At 60.5% G+C, this 16,330-nt stretch carries 11 protein-coding genes and 1 pseudogene; 6 read left to right on the forward strand and 6 right to left on the reverse strand.

Annotated features, from left to right (window positions below; translation table 11 throughout):
- The first annotated feature begins 194 nt into the window (after positions 1-194).
- The 3 genes from JNK74_22040 (at position 195) to JNK74_22050 (ending at position 6,016) form a co-directional block, all read left to right on the forward strand.
- Entirely contained in the window at positions 195-2,684 is a 2,490-nt protein-coding gene (locus JNK74_22040) for a hypothetical protein (protein ID MBL7648867.1), read from the forward strand.
- A gap of 98 nt (positions 2,685-2,782) precedes the next feature.
- Entirely contained in the window at positions 2,783-4,702 is a 1,920-nt protein-coding gene (locus JNK74_22045) for a hypothetical protein (GenBank protein MBL7648868.1), read from the forward strand.
- 147 nt (positions 4,703-4,849) lie between these two features.
- Positions 4,850-6,016 (forward strand): PD40 domain-containing protein, encoded by a 1,167-nt coding sequence (locus JNK74_22050; protein ID MBL7648869.1) that lies wholly within the window; start codon positions 4,850-4,852, stop codon positions 6,014-6,016.
- 252 nt (positions 6,017-6,268) lie between these two features.
- Here JNK74_22050 and mgtE read toward each other — a convergent pair whose 3' ends face one another.
- Both mgtE and JNK74_22060 read right to left on the reverse strand, forming a co-directional pair.
- Positions 6,269-7,639 (reverse strand): magnesium transporter, encoded by a 1,371-nt coding sequence (gene mgtE, locus JNK74_22055; GenBank protein ID MBL7648870.1) that lies wholly within the window; start codon positions 7,637-7,639, stop codon positions 6,269-6,271.
- Between the two features lie 152 nt (positions 7,640-7,791).
- Positions 7,792-7,857: pseudogene (locus JNK74_22060) on the reverse strand (DUF485 domain-containing protein).
- A gap of 82 nt (positions 7,858-7,939) precedes the next feature.
- Here JNK74_22060 and JNK74_22065 point away from each other — a divergent pair.
- Both JNK74_22065 and JNK74_22070 read left to right on the forward strand, forming a co-directional pair.
- Positions 7,940-8,422, forward strand: coding sequence for a MarR family transcriptional regulator (locus tag JNK74_22065; GenBank protein MBL7648871.1), 483 nt, complete (start codon positions 7,940-7,942; stop codon positions 8,420-8,422).
- A gap of 49 nt (positions 8,423-8,471) precedes the next feature.
- Entirely contained in the window at positions 8,472-8,969 is a 498-nt protein-coding gene (locus JNK74_22070; protein ID MBL7648872.1) for a DoxX family protein, read from the forward strand.
- A 356-nt stretch (positions 8,970-9,325) separates the two neighbouring features.
- Here the strand turns inward: JNK74_22070 and JNK74_22075 are convergent, their stop codons facing one another.
- Together JNK74_22075 and JNK74_22080 are read right to left on the reverse strand one after the other, a co-directional pair.
- Entirely contained in the window at positions 9,326-9,760 is a 435-nt protein-coding gene (locus JNK74_22075; protein ID MBL7648873.1) for a hypothetical protein, read from the reverse strand.
- Positions 9,732-11,750, reverse strand: a complete 2,019-nt coding sequence (locus JNK74_22080; GenBank protein MBL7648874.1) for a sigma-70 family RNA polymerase sigma factor — start codon at positions 11,748-11,750, stop codon at positions 9,732-9,734. Before JNK74_22080 ends, JNK74_22075 begins: the two co-directional genes overlap by 29 nt.
- A gap of 188 nt (positions 11,751-11,938) precedes the next feature.
- Between JNK74_22080 and JNK74_22085 the strand changes: the two genes are divergently transcribed.
- Positions 11,939-12,340, forward strand: coding sequence for a hypothetical protein (locus JNK74_22085; protein MBL7648875.1), 402 nt, complete (start codon positions 11,939-11,941; stop codon positions 12,338-12,340).
- Between the two features lie 966 nt (positions 12,341-13,306).
- On the opposite strand, the gene JNK74_22090 is transcribed toward JNK74_22085, so the two are convergent.
- Entirely contained in the window at positions 13,307-15,400 is a 2,094-nt protein-coding gene (locus JNK74_22090) for an LUD domain-containing protein (GenBank protein MBL7648876.1), read from the reverse strand.
- On the reverse strand, positions 15,397-15,966 hold the full coding sequence (locus tag JNK74_22095) for a lactate utilization protein (GenBank protein MBL7648877.1): 570 nt from the start codon (positions 15,964-15,966) through the stop codon (positions 15,397-15,399). The genes JNK74_22090 and JNK74_22095 overlap by 4 nt, the downstream gene beginning before the upstream one ends.
- Between the last annotated feature and the right edge of the window lie 364 nt (positions 15,967-16,330).

The following is a 16,330-nucleotide window of genomic DNA, read 5'->3' on the forward strand; positions in this document are numbered from 1 at the left end:
GTCTGGAGTCTGGAGTCTGGAGTCTGGAGTCTGGAGTCTGGAGTCTGGAGTCTGGAGTCTGGAGTCTGGAGTCTGGACAATTCGCTGTCAACTGTCAACTGTCAACTATCAACTATCAACTATCTTGCATGGGCATTGGCCAGCGGCTATTATCGCTTCTCCTAGATTTTCCCCTGTCCTTGGAGAGATGTCCCATGATTGTTTCCCGTTTGCTGGCCCTGGCCACTGTAGTGTGTGCTGTATGTAGTCCTACGCATGCGGCGGCTCTTGACTTGAACAACGCCGCAGTGTTGAAGTCCGGCGACAGTGCCATCGAACAGACGGCACGGCGCGTGCTGGTCGAGGAAATTGCCCGGCGTACGGGCATCACGCTGGACACGACGGAAATAACGCGGGAGGACGGCACACCGCTCATCGTTATGAAGGTGGTGAACGCCCAGACGACCAAAGGACCCGTCGAGCTTGCCGTACCGGAGAAGCCCGAAGGCTACTCGATTAAGGTGCAGCAGTATAGGGACCGCCCGACCGTGTTTCTTGCGGGCTACGACGACGCCGGTCTCTTTTATGCCGTCGGTCGCCTGCTACTGGCGATGGAACTACGTCCGAATTCAATAATCATTGACGATGCCTTTGCGGTCGCGAGTGCGCCGCGTTTTCCCCACCGCGGGCACCAGATCGGTTACCGCAACCTGTCCCATTGCTACGACGCCTGGACGCCTGAAATCTACGAGCAGTACATGCGCGAGCTGGGCATCTTCGGCGCCAATGCTTTCGAGACGACCCGTTTTCGTGATTCCGGGGAGCTCGATGGGCCCCATACCAAGTTCACGGGCGCGGAGATGGCGGCGGCGTGGTCGCGTATCTGCCAGGCCTACGGCTTTGACTTCTGGCTCTTCTCCGGCGCCTTCGGCGGCGAGGGACAGCCGGAGGAGGAAGTCAATGAAGCGATCGAGGCGCACGTGGAGACGTTGCGCCATATCCCCCACCTTGACCACATCTACCTGACCGGGGGCGACGGCGGCAGCCCCCACCGCCGTCCCGATCTCATGTTCAAGGAACTGGAGCGCTTTGCGGCGGAGGCGCGAAAGATTCACCCCAATCTCGGCGTGTGGACGTCCAACCAGGGCTTTGACCCGGAACAGAACAACTGGTTCTTTGACTACCTTCAGCGGGAACAGCCCACGTGGCTCACGGGCGTGGTCTATGGCGCGTGGACGCGCATTTTTGCGGACGAGCAGCGCGCCCGCACGCCGGAGCAGTATCCGATTCGCCGCTACGACGACGTGGGCCATGCGGTGCGTGCGCAATACACCGTGCCCGAGTGGGACCCCGTATTTGCGCGCACGCTGGGGCGTGAGCCATTCGCGCCTCGTCCCCGGGGCCACGCCAACATCCACAATCGCTTCGCGGAGTTCTCCGACGGCTTCGTGACCTATTCCGACGGCATTGGCGACGATGTGAACAAGTTTGTGTGGTCGGCGCTCGGTTGGGACCCGGAGCGCCCGGTAGAGGATATCGTGCGCGACTATGCCCGCTTCTTTTTTGGCGAGGACATTGCGGAGGAAGTGCAGCGGGGCATCTTTCTCTTCGAGGAAAACTTCAGCGGCCCACTGGCGGAATGCGAGGGTGTGGAGGAGAACTTTCTACTTTGGAAGGGCCTTGAAGAAAAGGCCGACGAGAGGCTTCTGGCCAACTGGCGTTTTCAGTCCTGCGTCATGCGGGCCTATTTTGACCGCTACACCCAGATGCGCCTGCTGAAGGCCCTGGACCAGGAAGAGCGCGCCCTGGCGGTGCTGCGAGATGCCCCGACGCTCGGGGTGGAGCCCGCGATCAAGCAGGCCCGCGCGGTTCTGGCGGAGTCGGATCAGGACACCGCCACGGATGTGCTGCGCAAGCGCATGGAGGCCCTCGGCGGTGAACTCTTCAAGAGCATCGGCGCCCAGCTTGATGTAAAAAACTACAAGGCGCGCAATCCCGAACGGGGCGCCATTCTGGAGTTCCTGGACAATCCGCTCAATAACCGACTCTGGCTGGAAAATGAGTTTGACGCAATCCTCGAAGGGCGCACCACGGCATCCTCGCCCGAGGGCGCCGTGGAGGGCGATGTGCGCCTCGCGCGCCTCGACCGCGTGGCCCAATGGGAGACGCCGGGCGACGGCAGCTTCTATGACGATCTCGGCAATGCCGCAAAGCAACCCCACCTGGTGCGCCAGCACTATGCCCACGATGACCCCGCCGCCATTGCCAGTCCCCGCGAAGGCTTCACGATGGACGACGGGAGCCCCCAGCGCCTCTCGTGGCTCGACGTGGCGGAGTGCCTGGGCAATACGCCCCTGCTGATGCGTTATGAGGGCCTCGATCCCGATGCGCACTATCGACTTCGCGTGACCTATGCGGGCCGTTACAATGCGGTGATGCGGTTGACGGCCGATGGCGCGTACGAAATCCACGGAGCCTATGGTCCTACGCTGGAAAATGTACGCTATACCATCAAGGGCGATGGCGCGGCCCAGGTAAAGGTGGCGGAGAAAGCCCCGGGAGAAGAGTCCGAGTTGTTGCCCCAGTTCCCGCTGGAGTTCATCGTGCCCAAGGCAGCGACGGAAGACGGCGTACTCGATCTGCGCTGGGACAAGGTCATCGGACGTGGCAATCAAGTGGCGGAAGTCTGGCTGATCAAAGAATAGGCGGACCGTGCCCAGGGTGTCGGACACGTGGCGGACCGATCAGTCGGATCGGACGGATCGGTCCGAATCTATGCCAACACATAAGAGGGATCTTTCACATGACACGCAGTTCACTTGCGCTTCTCGTGGCGGCAGCCGCATTGTGCTTCAGTTCGGCTGACGCGCAACTGTCCGTCGTGGTCGATGGGAACCGCGCCGCTATTCATGATGGCGCTTCGCCCGTGTTCTCCGGTTCGGATTCTCTACCCGCGTTGCGGCTGACCTGCGCGACCGCGTCGGGCTCTGAGTCAACCGCCATTCCGGCTGCGAATCATGAGACGAGCGGTGGCATCACAGCGCTTGATGGAAACGTCCATGGTCTGGCGCTGCGCGACACCTATCGAAGCCTCGCCCCCAACCTGATCGAGCGCACCGTTACCGTGACCGCCGAATCAGACGCGCGATACTACCTCGACTTTGGCTGGAAGGTAGCGGTTGAGGGTACGTTTCACTCCTTCACCGGCGAAGAACCAAAGTCGGCAACCTACACGCCCGGATGCGGCGGGCCCGAGTTTGGCGGTGCATCGCTTCAGACCTTTCCCTTTCTCGGCGTGCGATCGGGCGATACGCTTTACGGCATCATCGGCGATACACCGGGCAAGTGGGAGAACCGCTCCTTCCTCGGCTTTGACGTAGAGCACCGGAACTTTTCACTGACCAACGGGGACGGTTCCGCGAAGCGCGTCATTTCCATTCCCCGCGAAGTGGACGCGACGAGCGTCTACCGCGCCGAGTTCGATGGCTGGCAGCACATCGAGGCGGGCGAGACGCAGACTTTCACCACGTGGATCTTCTCGTCGCCCGTGAAGTCGCAGTATGACATTCAACTCGCCGCTCACCTTGCCCTCGCCAATGCGAAAGGCTTCAACAGCAGCGGGCTGGAGGCCATCCTCCGGAATACCTCCTACCTGCTGCTGCGCCGCAATCTGCTGCGCCCCGAGAGTGACTACATTTTCATTTCCGGTGTGGGCTATGGGTGGAAACAATGGGTAAGCGACGGTTTCTACATGAGCCGGGGCCTCGACATGCCGGAGTACGACATTCCGGCTCAGGCCGCGGTTTTCTTTGAGCGCATCAACTATGAGGATAATGCCCAATACTACCTTATCTGGGCCGTACTGGCGAAGCGCGCCGGGGCCGACGTGGATCCGCGCACGATTGATCGGGCCTGGCACTTCATTCGCAACAACGACAAGGATGGATTCTTTCTCCCGCCGCGCCTGAAGCCCGAGTGGAAGCACATGCGCACCTACCACGACCAGTTGCCCTATGAGGATGGCGATCCCCCCTCTTCCAACCAGGGCTTCCATTGCGGGGCGCTCTTTGCGGCGCGCGAGTTGGGGTATGAGGTGCCCGACGCCGATATCGAACGGGCCAAAGCCGGCTACCGAAAAATGTTCAACGAGGAGGGCGGCTACATGGCCACCAGCCTTCAACAACAAGAACATATCGGCCAGGATTCCCTCTACGGCGAGGTGCTCACCTATGCGGTGTTCGGCGAGAAATTGCTGCCCGATGAAATCGTGGCGAAGCACCTGGAAACCACCGCGCGGCTTCAGTCGCCCTACGGCATGCGGGTCATCTCCAAGGCCAATGGCGACCTGATCGACGGTCACTCCGGCGTGTACACCTTTGGCGGCTCGTGGTTTCTTAACGACGCCTGCAATTACCTCGACGGGCTCATCCACGGCGCGACGCCCGAGGAGACGGACGCGAAACTGCTTTGGCGCCTGGAGCGCGAGCTCGCGACCATGCCCGCCTTTCATGAGTCCATCAGCACGGTGGACGGTCACCCGCATGGGCACCATCTGTACTCCTGGAACTCGGGCTTCTGGTGGCTCCGCGCGCGGGTTCGCGAGCGCATGGGCATGACCGGGCCCGACCCATTGGCTGCGGCGCTTGATGAAAAGCTCGGCGTGGTGCAACGCGACGGCATGCTGCACCTGGTGCCGGAGAAGGCGACGTTGAGACCGAAATGAATGGACAATTGACAATGGACAATTGACAATGGAGAGCGGAGCTATGGCAGATCGACAATACTGACGTGCCATACGACCCATACGACCCATAAGACTCATAAGACCCATTCGACCCATAAGACCCATCAACCGCTACGGAGCCCCCACATGCCGCCAACCTCGATCACCCGACGCGCTTTCCTGGCAAGCAGCGCCAGTGCCCTCGCCCTGGCCGCGTCAGCCAGCCCGTCCGAACCCGGTTTGATCGGCTACACCGAATACCGCACCAACCTCCCCACGCGCTACGACAATATGATCACGGCGCGGGCGTGCATGGTGCGCGCTGACGGCACCGGCCGCGAGAAAATCGCGCTTGAGTTGGTGAATGAGCCTTACGCCTGGACCCAATTCGCGGGATGGTCGCCGGACCGGACCCAGGCCATTCTCGGTCGCGGCTGGGAAACGCCGGAGAACGCCGCGTGGGAGGAGGAGCACAAGGACTTCCGCATGACAGAAGGCTGGCTCTACGACATGTACACCTATGACATGACCTCGAAGACCCTGACCAATCTCACGGCGGTGGAGCGGGTAAGCGATTACAATACGGGCATCATCTTCGTGCCCAACAGCGACAAGCTCACCTTCACCGCGTTGATCAAGGGCGTGTCCCACCCCTACTCCATGGATCGCGATGGCCGGAACAAGAAGGACATGACCGACGGCGATGCGGCCTTCACCTACGGACTGAGTCCCTCACCCGACGGCGCACGCGTGGCCTACCACAAGGACTACCAGATCTACGTGGCCGATGCCGATGGCGCGAACGCGCGCAAGATCGAAACGGGTAATTCCTTCAACTTCGTGCCCCAATGGTCCCCCGATGGGTCGTGGCTCATGTTTGTTTCCGGCGAGCACTACAACTGCCACCCCCACCTCGCGCGACCCGACGGCACGGAATTACACAAACTCGCGGATCGCGGCGGCTTCTCCGGCGTAACACCGGTCTATGACGTATTCGATTTTCACGGCGGCAGCAGCGACGTGCCCGTGTGGGCTCCCGATGGCAAGGGCATTTTCTATACCTGCCAGCACGGCGAATCTGTGGAGCTGATGTACGTCACCCTGGACGGCACGATCACACGCATCACGGAATCCGCCCCGAAAGTCACCCACTACCACCCCAAGCCCTCACCCAACGGGAAGTGGCTGGCTTTTGGCGCCACGCGCACCGGCACGCGCCAGCTCTACGTGATGCCGATTGGCGGGGGTGAGGCGAAGATGATCACGAGCGTTCCCGAGGGCCATGGTGCGATGTGGGCGAGCTGGCAGCCGTAGCAGTCAACGGATGGGTCTTATGGGTCTTATGGGTCTTATGAGTCTTATGAGTCGTATGTCGATGTGATGTCAACTATCATCTATCATCTATCATCTATCATCTATCATCTATCATCTATCATCTATCATCTATCATCTATCATCTATCATCTATCAACTATCAACTATCAACTGTCAACTGTCAACTATCAACTATCAACTGTCAACTGTCAACTATCAACTATCAACTATCAACTATCAACTATCAACTGCCTACACCAGTTTATCCAACATCATCGTGGCCATGCCCAGCACGAGGAAGAAGCCACACATATCTGTGATCGTCGTGAGAATCGGTCCGGACGCGATGGCAGGATCCGTGTCAAAGCGCTTGAGCACCAGGGGCAGCAAACCGCCGAAGCTTACGGCGACGATGGTGTTCAGGCAGAGCGCCGCGCCCGCCACGAGGCCGAGGTAGGGCTGTCCCTTCCAGATCAGGGCGATAAGCCCCACCAGCGCGCCGAGAATCACGCCATTCACGACACCCACCGAGACTTCCTTCAGCCACACGCGCATCAACTCCGTGTGGCGCACGAGGCCGAGGGAGAGTTCGCGCACGCTCACGGCCACCGCCTGGCTACCGCTGCAGCCGCTCATGTCGCTGATAATCGGCAGGAAGACCGCCAGCGCGATCACCGCCGAAAGGGTATCCTGAAACAGGGCAATGACACCGGCCGCACCCAGATTGAGGACGATGTTGATGCTCAGCCAGGAGAGCCGCCGGGACGTGCGGCGCATCAGGGGCATCGTTCGGAATTCTTCGCCTCCCACGATACCCTGGGACTTGAGGTAGTCGTCGTCGTGCTTCTCCGACACCGCCTCCTGCACGGCGCGCTGCTGCACCACGCCGATGAGCCGCTCGTTTTCGTCGACCACGGGAACGCCGAGATAGTGGTGCTGGTCAAAGAACTCCGCCAGTTCATCCAGGCTCATCGTGTCGTGGACGAATACCGGGTTCTTGATCATGATCGTTTCGATGGGCGTGGTGCGCTTGGCCATGAGCAGGCTGTGCATGCGCAGGACCCCCTTGACGCGACCGTCACCATCAACGATGTACGAATACTGGATGTCGTAGTCCCGGTATTCTTCGCCCCGCTCGCAGAGATCGTCCACCACATCCTTCACCGTCGCGTCCATGGGATAGGCCAGGTATTCCTTCACCATGATGCCGCCGGCTTCGTCGCTGTCGTACTGGATCAGTTCCCGGGCGTTCGCGGCCTCCTCCGGATCCATATGGGCAAGAACAGCTTCGGCGCTGTTCTCACTCATCTCCGAGATGATGTCCGCCTGCTCCGCGCTTGGCAGCTCATCCAGAATGCCCGCCGCCAGGTCCGGCGCGAGTTGCTCGATCAGATCCACGGCCTGCGCATGGGACAACTGCTCGATGATACCCGCAGCATCCTCCGTGGAGAGGGTCGTCAGCACCTTCGTCTGGTCTTCGTCGCTCAGGCGCGATAGCGCATAGGCCAACTCACCGGACGGCATGCTGTCCAGCAATTCCTCCAGGGCCTCGGCATCGCCGCCATCGACAACGGCTTCCAACTGCTCCTGGGTATCTGCGGGGTCGCTGTAGTGTTCGATCATTCCGGTACGCTCCAAGTAAAAAGACCCGTGAGGATACAACAAGATAGTTGACAATTGACAGTTGACAGTGGACAGTGGACAGCGAAACCCGATGCCTTGGGGCGGTGGGAGTCGTATGGGTCTTATGGGTCTTATGGGTCTTATGGGTCTTATGGGTCGTATGGGTCGTATGGGTCGTATGGGTCGTATGGGTCGTATGGGTCGTATGGGTCTGGGTCACACCGGTTGTCAACTGTCCACGGTCAACTGTCCACTGAAAAACTGCTTGACATATCAATCAATTTGATGTAGACTTTAGTCATGAGCCAACTCCAGTTCGAGATTAAGCAAACCAAGGCCTTCTCCTCCGCCGCCGAGGAAGCCCTGCTCAACCTGCAGCGGACGGCCGATCATATCCAGATCGCCTTCACCCGGCTGTTTCGCGAGTATGGCATCACGTCGCAGCAGTACAACGTGCTGCGGATCCTCCGGGGCGCGGGTGAACCCTTGCCCATTCTCGAGATTGGTGATCGCATGGTGACGGTGGTCCCGGCGATTACGGGGCTGATAGACCGGCTCGAAAAGCAGGGCCTGGTGCGGCGCACGCGCTCGGAGGAAGATCGCCGGGTGGTCAGTGTGACGATCCTGGGTCAGGGCCTCAAGCTTCTAGGCGATCTGGACAAGCCCCTGTCGAAATTGAACAAGCAGTTGCTCGACCATATGGAGGAAGCAGAGCTGAAGAACCTGATTGTGCTCCTGGAAAAGATGCGCTCCCACTGCCCATCCTGCCAGGAAAAGGGCTGAAATTTTTCAGCACAATAATTGATATAGCAATAAATTATATACAAATCACATGCCAAACAGCAACCAACAACACACAAGAAGAACCACAATGAAAAACACCCAAACCACCACAAACATCGCTCTGCTTGCCCTCCGCCTCATCCTCGCCACTGTGTTCATCTTCCACGGAAGCCAGAAGCTCTTCGGCTGGTTCGGCGGCTATGGCGTGACGGCCACGGGCCAGTATATGGAGAGCATCGGCATCCCCTTCGGCACCGTAAGCGCCTTTCTGGCCGGATCGACGGAGTTTTTTGGCGGTATGCTTCTTCTTGTGGGTGTTCTTGTCCACTTCGTAACGATCCCCATGGTCTTCACCATGCTCGTGGCCAGTTTCGTGGCCCACGGCGGCGGGTTTAATGCTCAGGCGGGTGGTATGGAGTATGCTCTGACCCTCGCGGTGGTCCTCGCCAGCCTCGGCCTCCTCGGCGGCGGCGACTGGACGCTGGAGCATTTCATTCGTAAGCCGGCTGCGATTCAGGTTGCCAGCCGCAGCACGACGCAAGCCTAATCGCAGGCAGTCGGGGCGTCGTCCGGATGGGCGACGCCTCTGCCGCCAGAAACCTCCAGGTGGACCATCATGGAGTGGGGGCTTTCCAGGCCCCCTCTTATCGTGGCCCCCGGATGCCTACAGCCATACCGCCATTGGGCTCAGCAACGGCGTTGTGCATCGGGGGCTGGAAAGCCCCCGCTCCCTATGGCCCGAAGACGGCGAGTGAGCGTGGAGGTACGATGCGCAGGTGTCCGAGAGATCTCTTCCGGTCGACGGGAAGGCGCATTGGCGGCGTTTCCGGTAATCTCGCGATGCTTCGGAAGGTTTTCGATATCTGCGGCACTTGTAGAGGCCGCAGGTCGGTCCAGCCAGCGTCAAGGTGCGTCAATTGTATCCGTGAGGCCCTCGACATCATCTTCGACCACGCCGACATGAATCCCGTCTTTCTCCGTTTCGATTTCCGCGATGCCCAAGTCGAAGTGGACGTTCGTCGTCCGACCGGCAACCACCTGGACGCTCTCCTCCAGTGTACTCCCCCCGCTTTCGGGCCTGTAAGCCCTGATCAAGTATTCGCCTGGTTCCAACGTCGCGCCAGACTGCGGGAAGGTTTCGCCTCTTTCCTCTTCCTCCGTCATGAAAAATGGGTTGGGACCTTGCCGCTCGAGCACTGCTGTAGCGTCCGACGATTCGAGCAGATCGATTTGTGCTGCGTACGGATCCTCCCCGTCCGACACGGTCACGTGAATTATCCCGCCAATTTCGTCGAAACTGATATCCAGATTATTTGCGCCGCCGTCGTATATGTTCAATCGTTTGTACACGGAGGATTGTTGAAATCGACCTTCGTCCGTCCAGAAGTATGCACACGCTAGATACTGGCCCCCTTCCAGCCCCGTCATCTCGTAGGTGCCATCGGGTCGTACATAAACGGTGTTGTGGCCTATCCGAACAGAACAGTAGCCGTCTTCCGGGCGTACTTTGTCGCTGCCGGGTGGTGGTCCTCCCTGATACGTCACGCGACCGCGCACGGACGCGCCTCGACCAAGATAAACAGCCAACGGCCCATTTGTGCTCGTGACGGACACCTGCAAGGCTTCCCGGGCATAGCCCATCGCATCCACGTGCAACACCAAGTCGGTGTAGGCCGGAAGGTCCGTCAGGGTGAACGAGCCATCGTCCTTCGTCCTTACAGCGAACGTTTTGCGAGGCACTTCCACCATATCTGACGGAAGGCGCACCCATGCGTTCGCGATCGGCTCCCCTTGTCCGCTCATCATAGACAACACCGCCCACCTGCCCACCGGGTTCGAGTGCAATGACGACTCCTTCGGACGCCTCCCCCTGATACAACCCGGTCGCGACGCTGCTCCCCAAATAACCTGACGCAATTACGTCCAGCTTACCGGCTCCGTACTGCCCTTCAATCTGGAACTCGCCCGAAACGGACTCGAAGTCTTGCCACACAGAATTGATGGGCATGCCGGTATCAGGATTGCGCATCGGTCCGGGACCATCTAACCGCAGCGAGAATTCTGGTATGGGCGCGTCCGTCTCCGCATCGACCACCCGCCCAGAAAGTAGCGCGGGACGCATTAATATCACTTGGACATCCGACGTACCCAGCCGGACGCTATCTACGGTGCGAGACACGTAGCCCGGCATGCTGCAAGAAAGCGTGACATACTTCGACATTCTCCCCGCTTGAATTGTCGGTACGGGTTTGCTCACGTTGATGCGAAAGTTACCGTTGGGATTGGTCGCCGCTATCCCCCGGCTCTTGCCGCCAGTTACCGAGACCGTCACGTCTCGTATCGGCTCGCCGTCGGCATTCACCACCACGCCGGATACAAAACCCACTTCGGCCATGGGCGGCGGCGGAGGGATCTCAATGGTGGCCGGATCATTTTCCGCTCCTCTAAAAGTTCGCTCGATCAAGTTCCCCGCCACTGCCTTGGCGGTGGCGACCACGCTCTTCTCTTCGACCGGGGCCGTATTCGCCCCTGATACGGTAGTATCGCGAACACGGTCGCCTTGATTGGGGGTGGTATAAAGCGCGACCAGGGCCACGGCCGCCGCCGATGTAATCAATTTCAAGGCCTTGGTAGGTTCAAAAATCGCCGCAGCCAGTCCACCAACATTCAGCGCCTCCGTGCCCGCGCCACCCATGCTGGCCAATTGCGCCCCCCAATCTGGCCGGGGCAATAACACGATCGCGCCCATGACCCGGTATATGCCCGTAGCGGTCTGCTCGCGCTCCCCTCCACCCCACTCGCGCAGCAGGCGGTCGCCCAGTAGATCACGCCCGCGTGCGAGGCGCTTCACGACGGCGTTCGTGTTCAGATCCAGGCGCTCACCGATCTCGCGACATTTCAGTCCCTCGAAGTAGTGAAGCAATACCACCTCGCGAAGATTTTCCGGCAGGGCCTCCACCTGCCGCGCCACGGCGTCGAGGGTTTCGCGCCGTTCGTGATCGGGATGGACCAGCGGATCGATTGGACAGGCCTCGGCATTCCGCCGCTCCCGCTCGCGTCGGCGCACGAGCGATATGGCGCGGTTCCGCGCGATAGCCACGAGCCACGGCGCGAGGCGCTCGCGATTGCGCAGCACGCCCAGGGTCTCATAGGCCTTGATGAAGGTCTCCTGGGCCACATCTTCCGCGTCGGCCACATTCCCCGTTTTCGCCAGGGCTACGAGCCGCACCGTGGCAAAATAGCGCTCCACCAGGGAACGAAAGGCGTCCGTCCGCCCCGAGAGCACCTCCCGAATTACCGCGCCGTCGTCTGTTGCGTTCACCGCCACAATGAATCCTCCATGGTACGCCCCTTCCGCCGCCGCGCCGATCTGCGGCCGCGCTCCAGGCGCATGTACATCATAGTCGCACCTCGGGTGCGTTTTGTGCCATGGAAAACTCAGCTATCCATGAGCCCAATTTGCAACCGTCACCGCGCTCACCGGGTCCAAGGGTCTTTAACGGGATGGGATCGATCATGTCACTCAGCGCACTACTTTTGTCACTTTTACCCTTTCTTACGGGCGTGCCCGCGGCCGAAGCCCCCGCCGAGCTGGATCCGCCGGAGATTCGCATTGGCGAGGCGCTGTTCATGGAGACGCGCTTCGCGGAGTATTTCGCCGAACACATGACCGGCATCAATGAGCCGCTCGTGCATGGCGACCCGGTGATGGACGCGACCGCCACCACAAACGGCGCGCTGCCGGGCCCGTTTCGGGGCAAGAGCATGAACTGCCGCGCCTGCCATCTGGTGGACGAATTCGCGTCGACGCCCGAGCAATCCGGCGCACCCCAGGCGGGCATGCGCACCTATGCGGACTTTGCCCAGCGCAGTTCCATCCCCGATCGGGGCGATGGCCTGACCCACGCCATCGGTTAGGAACGCCGGTGCGGGCGATTTGCTTCGACATTGCGTTGGCGTGCGCCGGAGGCGCCGCACGATGGCCCATGCCAACTGCTTGCGATTCGATTGAAGTGATATGTCCATGGCATCCTCGCAGTGTTCCGGGCGCGTCCGGCGTGGATGCCCCCCATTATATTTGGATGGGACGTTGCAGTTTTAATGTTTGGAGTCTACAAGACCGGCTTTTTATGGCTCCCATCGGAAGAGTGAACATGCTTCGTTTCCCCCACCACTTGTCCGGATCATTTTGAACGGCAAGCCGCTCTTCCCTATGTGCCATGCCGAAATAGGTGGCCGCGATCCGCCGTTTCCGATGGCCTATTCGTGCCGAAATATGCATGTGGGAAGAGTTGATGTACTTCCCCTATGGATCAGGAGCGGACGTTGCAGTGCTGGACGGGGAAGAGGTTGGCGGGTATGGGGTTCGGGCGGGTGGCGGGGACCCGCTACCTGAGAAGTCGAAGCCATGCTCTTCTGCCTGGTTGCGGCACAATCACCCACCCAGGGGAAGGTGGCCAAAGGTGGGTTAACCCTCCGGGTTGACGCAAACCATGCGTCGATTGGAATGGGCACGGTGATGGTGTGTGGTGTCTATTGTATGGTGCCTGGAATCGATCTCACAGAAGGGACACGACCTTTCGACACCGTGGGAGCCGTTGCCTCAACCTGGAAGGTTAAGCCACTTTCGGCACGCTCCCACATTCGCAATGGCGACGATAGACATGGTGTTTTGAGTGAACTCGTCGCGGTGGGCAGGAAAACCTCTCTTACAGGTGGCTGCCCCGTTTTCCCAGGGTGGTCCACGTGCCTGCGGTTAGCTCCACTGGGACAGGCCCGCGCTCTCGGGATGGCGTTGTTCGGTGGCGTGGGCGATGGGGATGAGCGGGCCTTTCGCTTCTGCCGGGGCCTGTGCGCGGGTCCGTCCCTACTCTCGGGTCCTTCCTAGAGCAATTCCAGGGGATGCCAGGTGGGCAGTCCGGTGCCTTCTTTGAGGTGGATAGCGCAGACGGAGGATTCGGTCACGATGGCTTCGACGCTTTTTTCTTTGAAGGCGGCGAAGAGGGGTTTTCCGACGGCGTTGGAGAGTTCGTAGCCGAGGGGACCATGCTTCAGGCCGAAGGTGCCACCCATGCCGCAGCAGGTGCCGGTTTCGATGAGCTCGATGCTTCCGCCGTGTTTCTTGACCCAGGCCATGGCTTCGCTGCCCATGCCGAGGGGCCGCTGGTGACAGGAGCAGTGGAAGCCGTAGGTGCGGCCTTCCAATTCGTTGGTCACGGTGTCCCCTTCGATCATCATGAGGTAGGCGAAGTATTCGTGGCTGGCTTTGGCGACAAGTTTGGCCTTGGGGTTGTGGGGCAGCAGCTTGGGGTAGGACACGCGGAGGCAATAGGCCGCGGTGGGCTCGGTGGCGACGATGTCGTAGCCCTGTTCGACATATTCTGCGAGGCGGGACACGTTGTAGATCGCGGCGTCCTGGGCGCGGTCGAGATCGCCGTAGCCGATGTAGGGGTAGCCGCTGGCCTGCTGCTCGGGGAGCACGACGGCGCAGCCGAGCGCCTCCAGACGGCGCAGGGCCTTCATGCCGAGTTCGGGCGCGTTGTAGTTCGCGTAGATGTCGTGGAAATAGGCGACCTTGCGCTTGGCCGTGGCGGGGTTCAGCCTGCTGGTCCAGCGCTTGCGCAGGGTCTTTCGGGCGAAGGGCGGCAATTCGCGGCGGCGGTCGATACCCACAGCCTTTTCCATGACCCAGCGGAAGACGGGGTTGCGGAGGCTCCAGTTGGACAGGGGCGCGAAGGCGCAGCCGAGCTTCGCTGCGGTCTCGGCGGCCATGAGGAGTTCGTTGGTGATGGACTGGGGGTTCTTCTTGTGGTCTTCGTGCTTCACCTTGGCGATGGCCATGGGCATGTCGATCTGGGTGGGGCAGATTTCCTTGCAGAGCCCGCAGGAGATGCAGAGATCGGCGAAGTCCGCCGCGATGTCCTGCCCATGGACCTCGGCGGTCCAGGGGATGCCCATGGGGCCGGGGTAGATGTGGCCGAAGGCGTGTCCGCCGACGACGCCGTAGGTGGGGCAGACGTTCATGCAGGCGCCGCAACGGATGCATCGGAGGTTCTCGCGCATGAGGTGATCTTTGGCCATGCGGCGGCGGCCGTTATCCAGAATGACGATGTGGGACTCGCGGGGCTGTCCGTCGGCCCCGATGGGGTTGCGGCCGGCCATCCAGGTGACGTAGGTCGTGGGCAATTGGCCCGATGCGCTCACGGGGTGGGCCAGCACCATGCCGAGGGCGTCGTCCATGGTCTCGACGATCTTCTCCATGCCCATGACGGCGATGTGAACCTTGCCGATGGCGGAGACGAGGCGTCCGTTGCCCTCGTTGGTCTCGATGCAGATGGCACCGTTTTCCGCGACGCCCACGTTGGCCCCGGTCATGCCGATGTCGGTGTTGAGGAAGATGGGGCGCAGGTAGGCGCGCACCACGGGCATGATGGACTCGATGGTGGCCTCGACGGGCTTGCCGGTGGCTTTCGCGAAGATCGCGGCGACGTCGTCGCGCATCTTGTGGACCGAGGGAAAGACGAGGTGGAAGGGGCGCTCGTCGACCAACTGGATGATGAGCTCGCCGAGATCCGTCTCCACGACGCTGAGTCCCGCGGCCTGAAGATCGTGATTCACCTCGGTCTCTTCGGTGGTGAGGGATTTCGATTTCGAGACCGTTTTCGCTTCGTGCTTCAGCGCGACTTGGACGCAGTAGTCGTTGGCGGCCTTGGCGTCTTTCGCGATGAAGACGTGGCAACCCCGTGCCTGGGCCGAGGCGACGAAGCGCTCCAGCAGCTCTTCCTGCTTGTCGATGCAGCGGTCTTTGATGGCGCGCACTTCATCGCGGAAGGCGGTGCCGCCGGGCAGGGTGAGGAGGCGCTCGGTGCGTTTGTCCCGGCCGCGCTTCATGCAGTTGTAGAGGGCGTTGGACTGTTTCGGTTCCGCGATGGCCTTGAGAATGGCGTCGTTCAGGTTCTGCTGGCGCGTTGTGGTCATGCGTCGTCTCCGAGAATCAGGATGGCGTGGGCGTATTCCGGGCCGTGAACGCCGAGGGTGAGAATCATTTCAATATCGCCCGTGCGGCTGGGCCCAGAGATATAGCTGATCATGATGTTTTCCGGGTGGGCGGCGTAGAGCTGGTTCATGCGGTCGGCCGAGCCACGCAGTGTGGGCACGAGATCGCGGGCGCGCACCACGCCGATGTGGGTGCGCGGCAGCGAGGAGCAAAGGCGGCTGGCGTCGTCAAAGACGACTTCCGCGAGGGTGCCGGTTTCCGCGATGCCGAAGTTGGCGCCGGTGATGCCCACATGGACCTGATCGATCTCGGCGATGGCCGTGGCGGAGGCATAGGGCGGGCGCAGGACCTCCATGGCGCCGCAGTGGGCTGCGGCAGCGTCGATAAAGGCCTCCGGGAGCTCCGCAAAGGCGATTCGGCCCGCACCGGCGGCCTGGACGATCTCCGCGATCTTCGCGGCGGCCTCGGCGTCGTTCTGAACGATATGGGCATGGCCCGAGACGGCCTCGAAGGCGGTCTTGAAGGTCTGGGCGAGGGTGATGGACATCTGGGTGGCTTTCAGCAGGGTGGATAAATGAGCAGGTGGCCCTTCGCGAGCCAGGATGGGGGAATTTTAACCACAAAGAACGCAAAGATCACAAAAAGATTTCTCTTTGTGTTTTTTGCACTACGATCCACCACTATCCTGTTTTCCTGGAAAGACAATCCAAACAAACTGTCGCGAACTGAGCAACGTACAAACAGGAAATGATGGCAATGAATTTTGCACCACGAAGGCACGAAGAACACGAAGAAAGGGTAGACTGTGGGCATTATAGGGCTTCGGCGGTTATGCAGTCACCCATGGCTCATGTACTTTCCGATGTATTGCACGCAAAGGCGCAAAGATAGTGGGAATGTGATTCCCCTTG

This window comes from Candidatus Hydrogenedentota bacterium (genome assembly GCA_016791475.1).
Taxonomy (GTDB): Bacteria; Hydrogenedentota; Hydrogenedentia; order Hydrogenedentales; family JAEUWI01; genus JAEUWI01.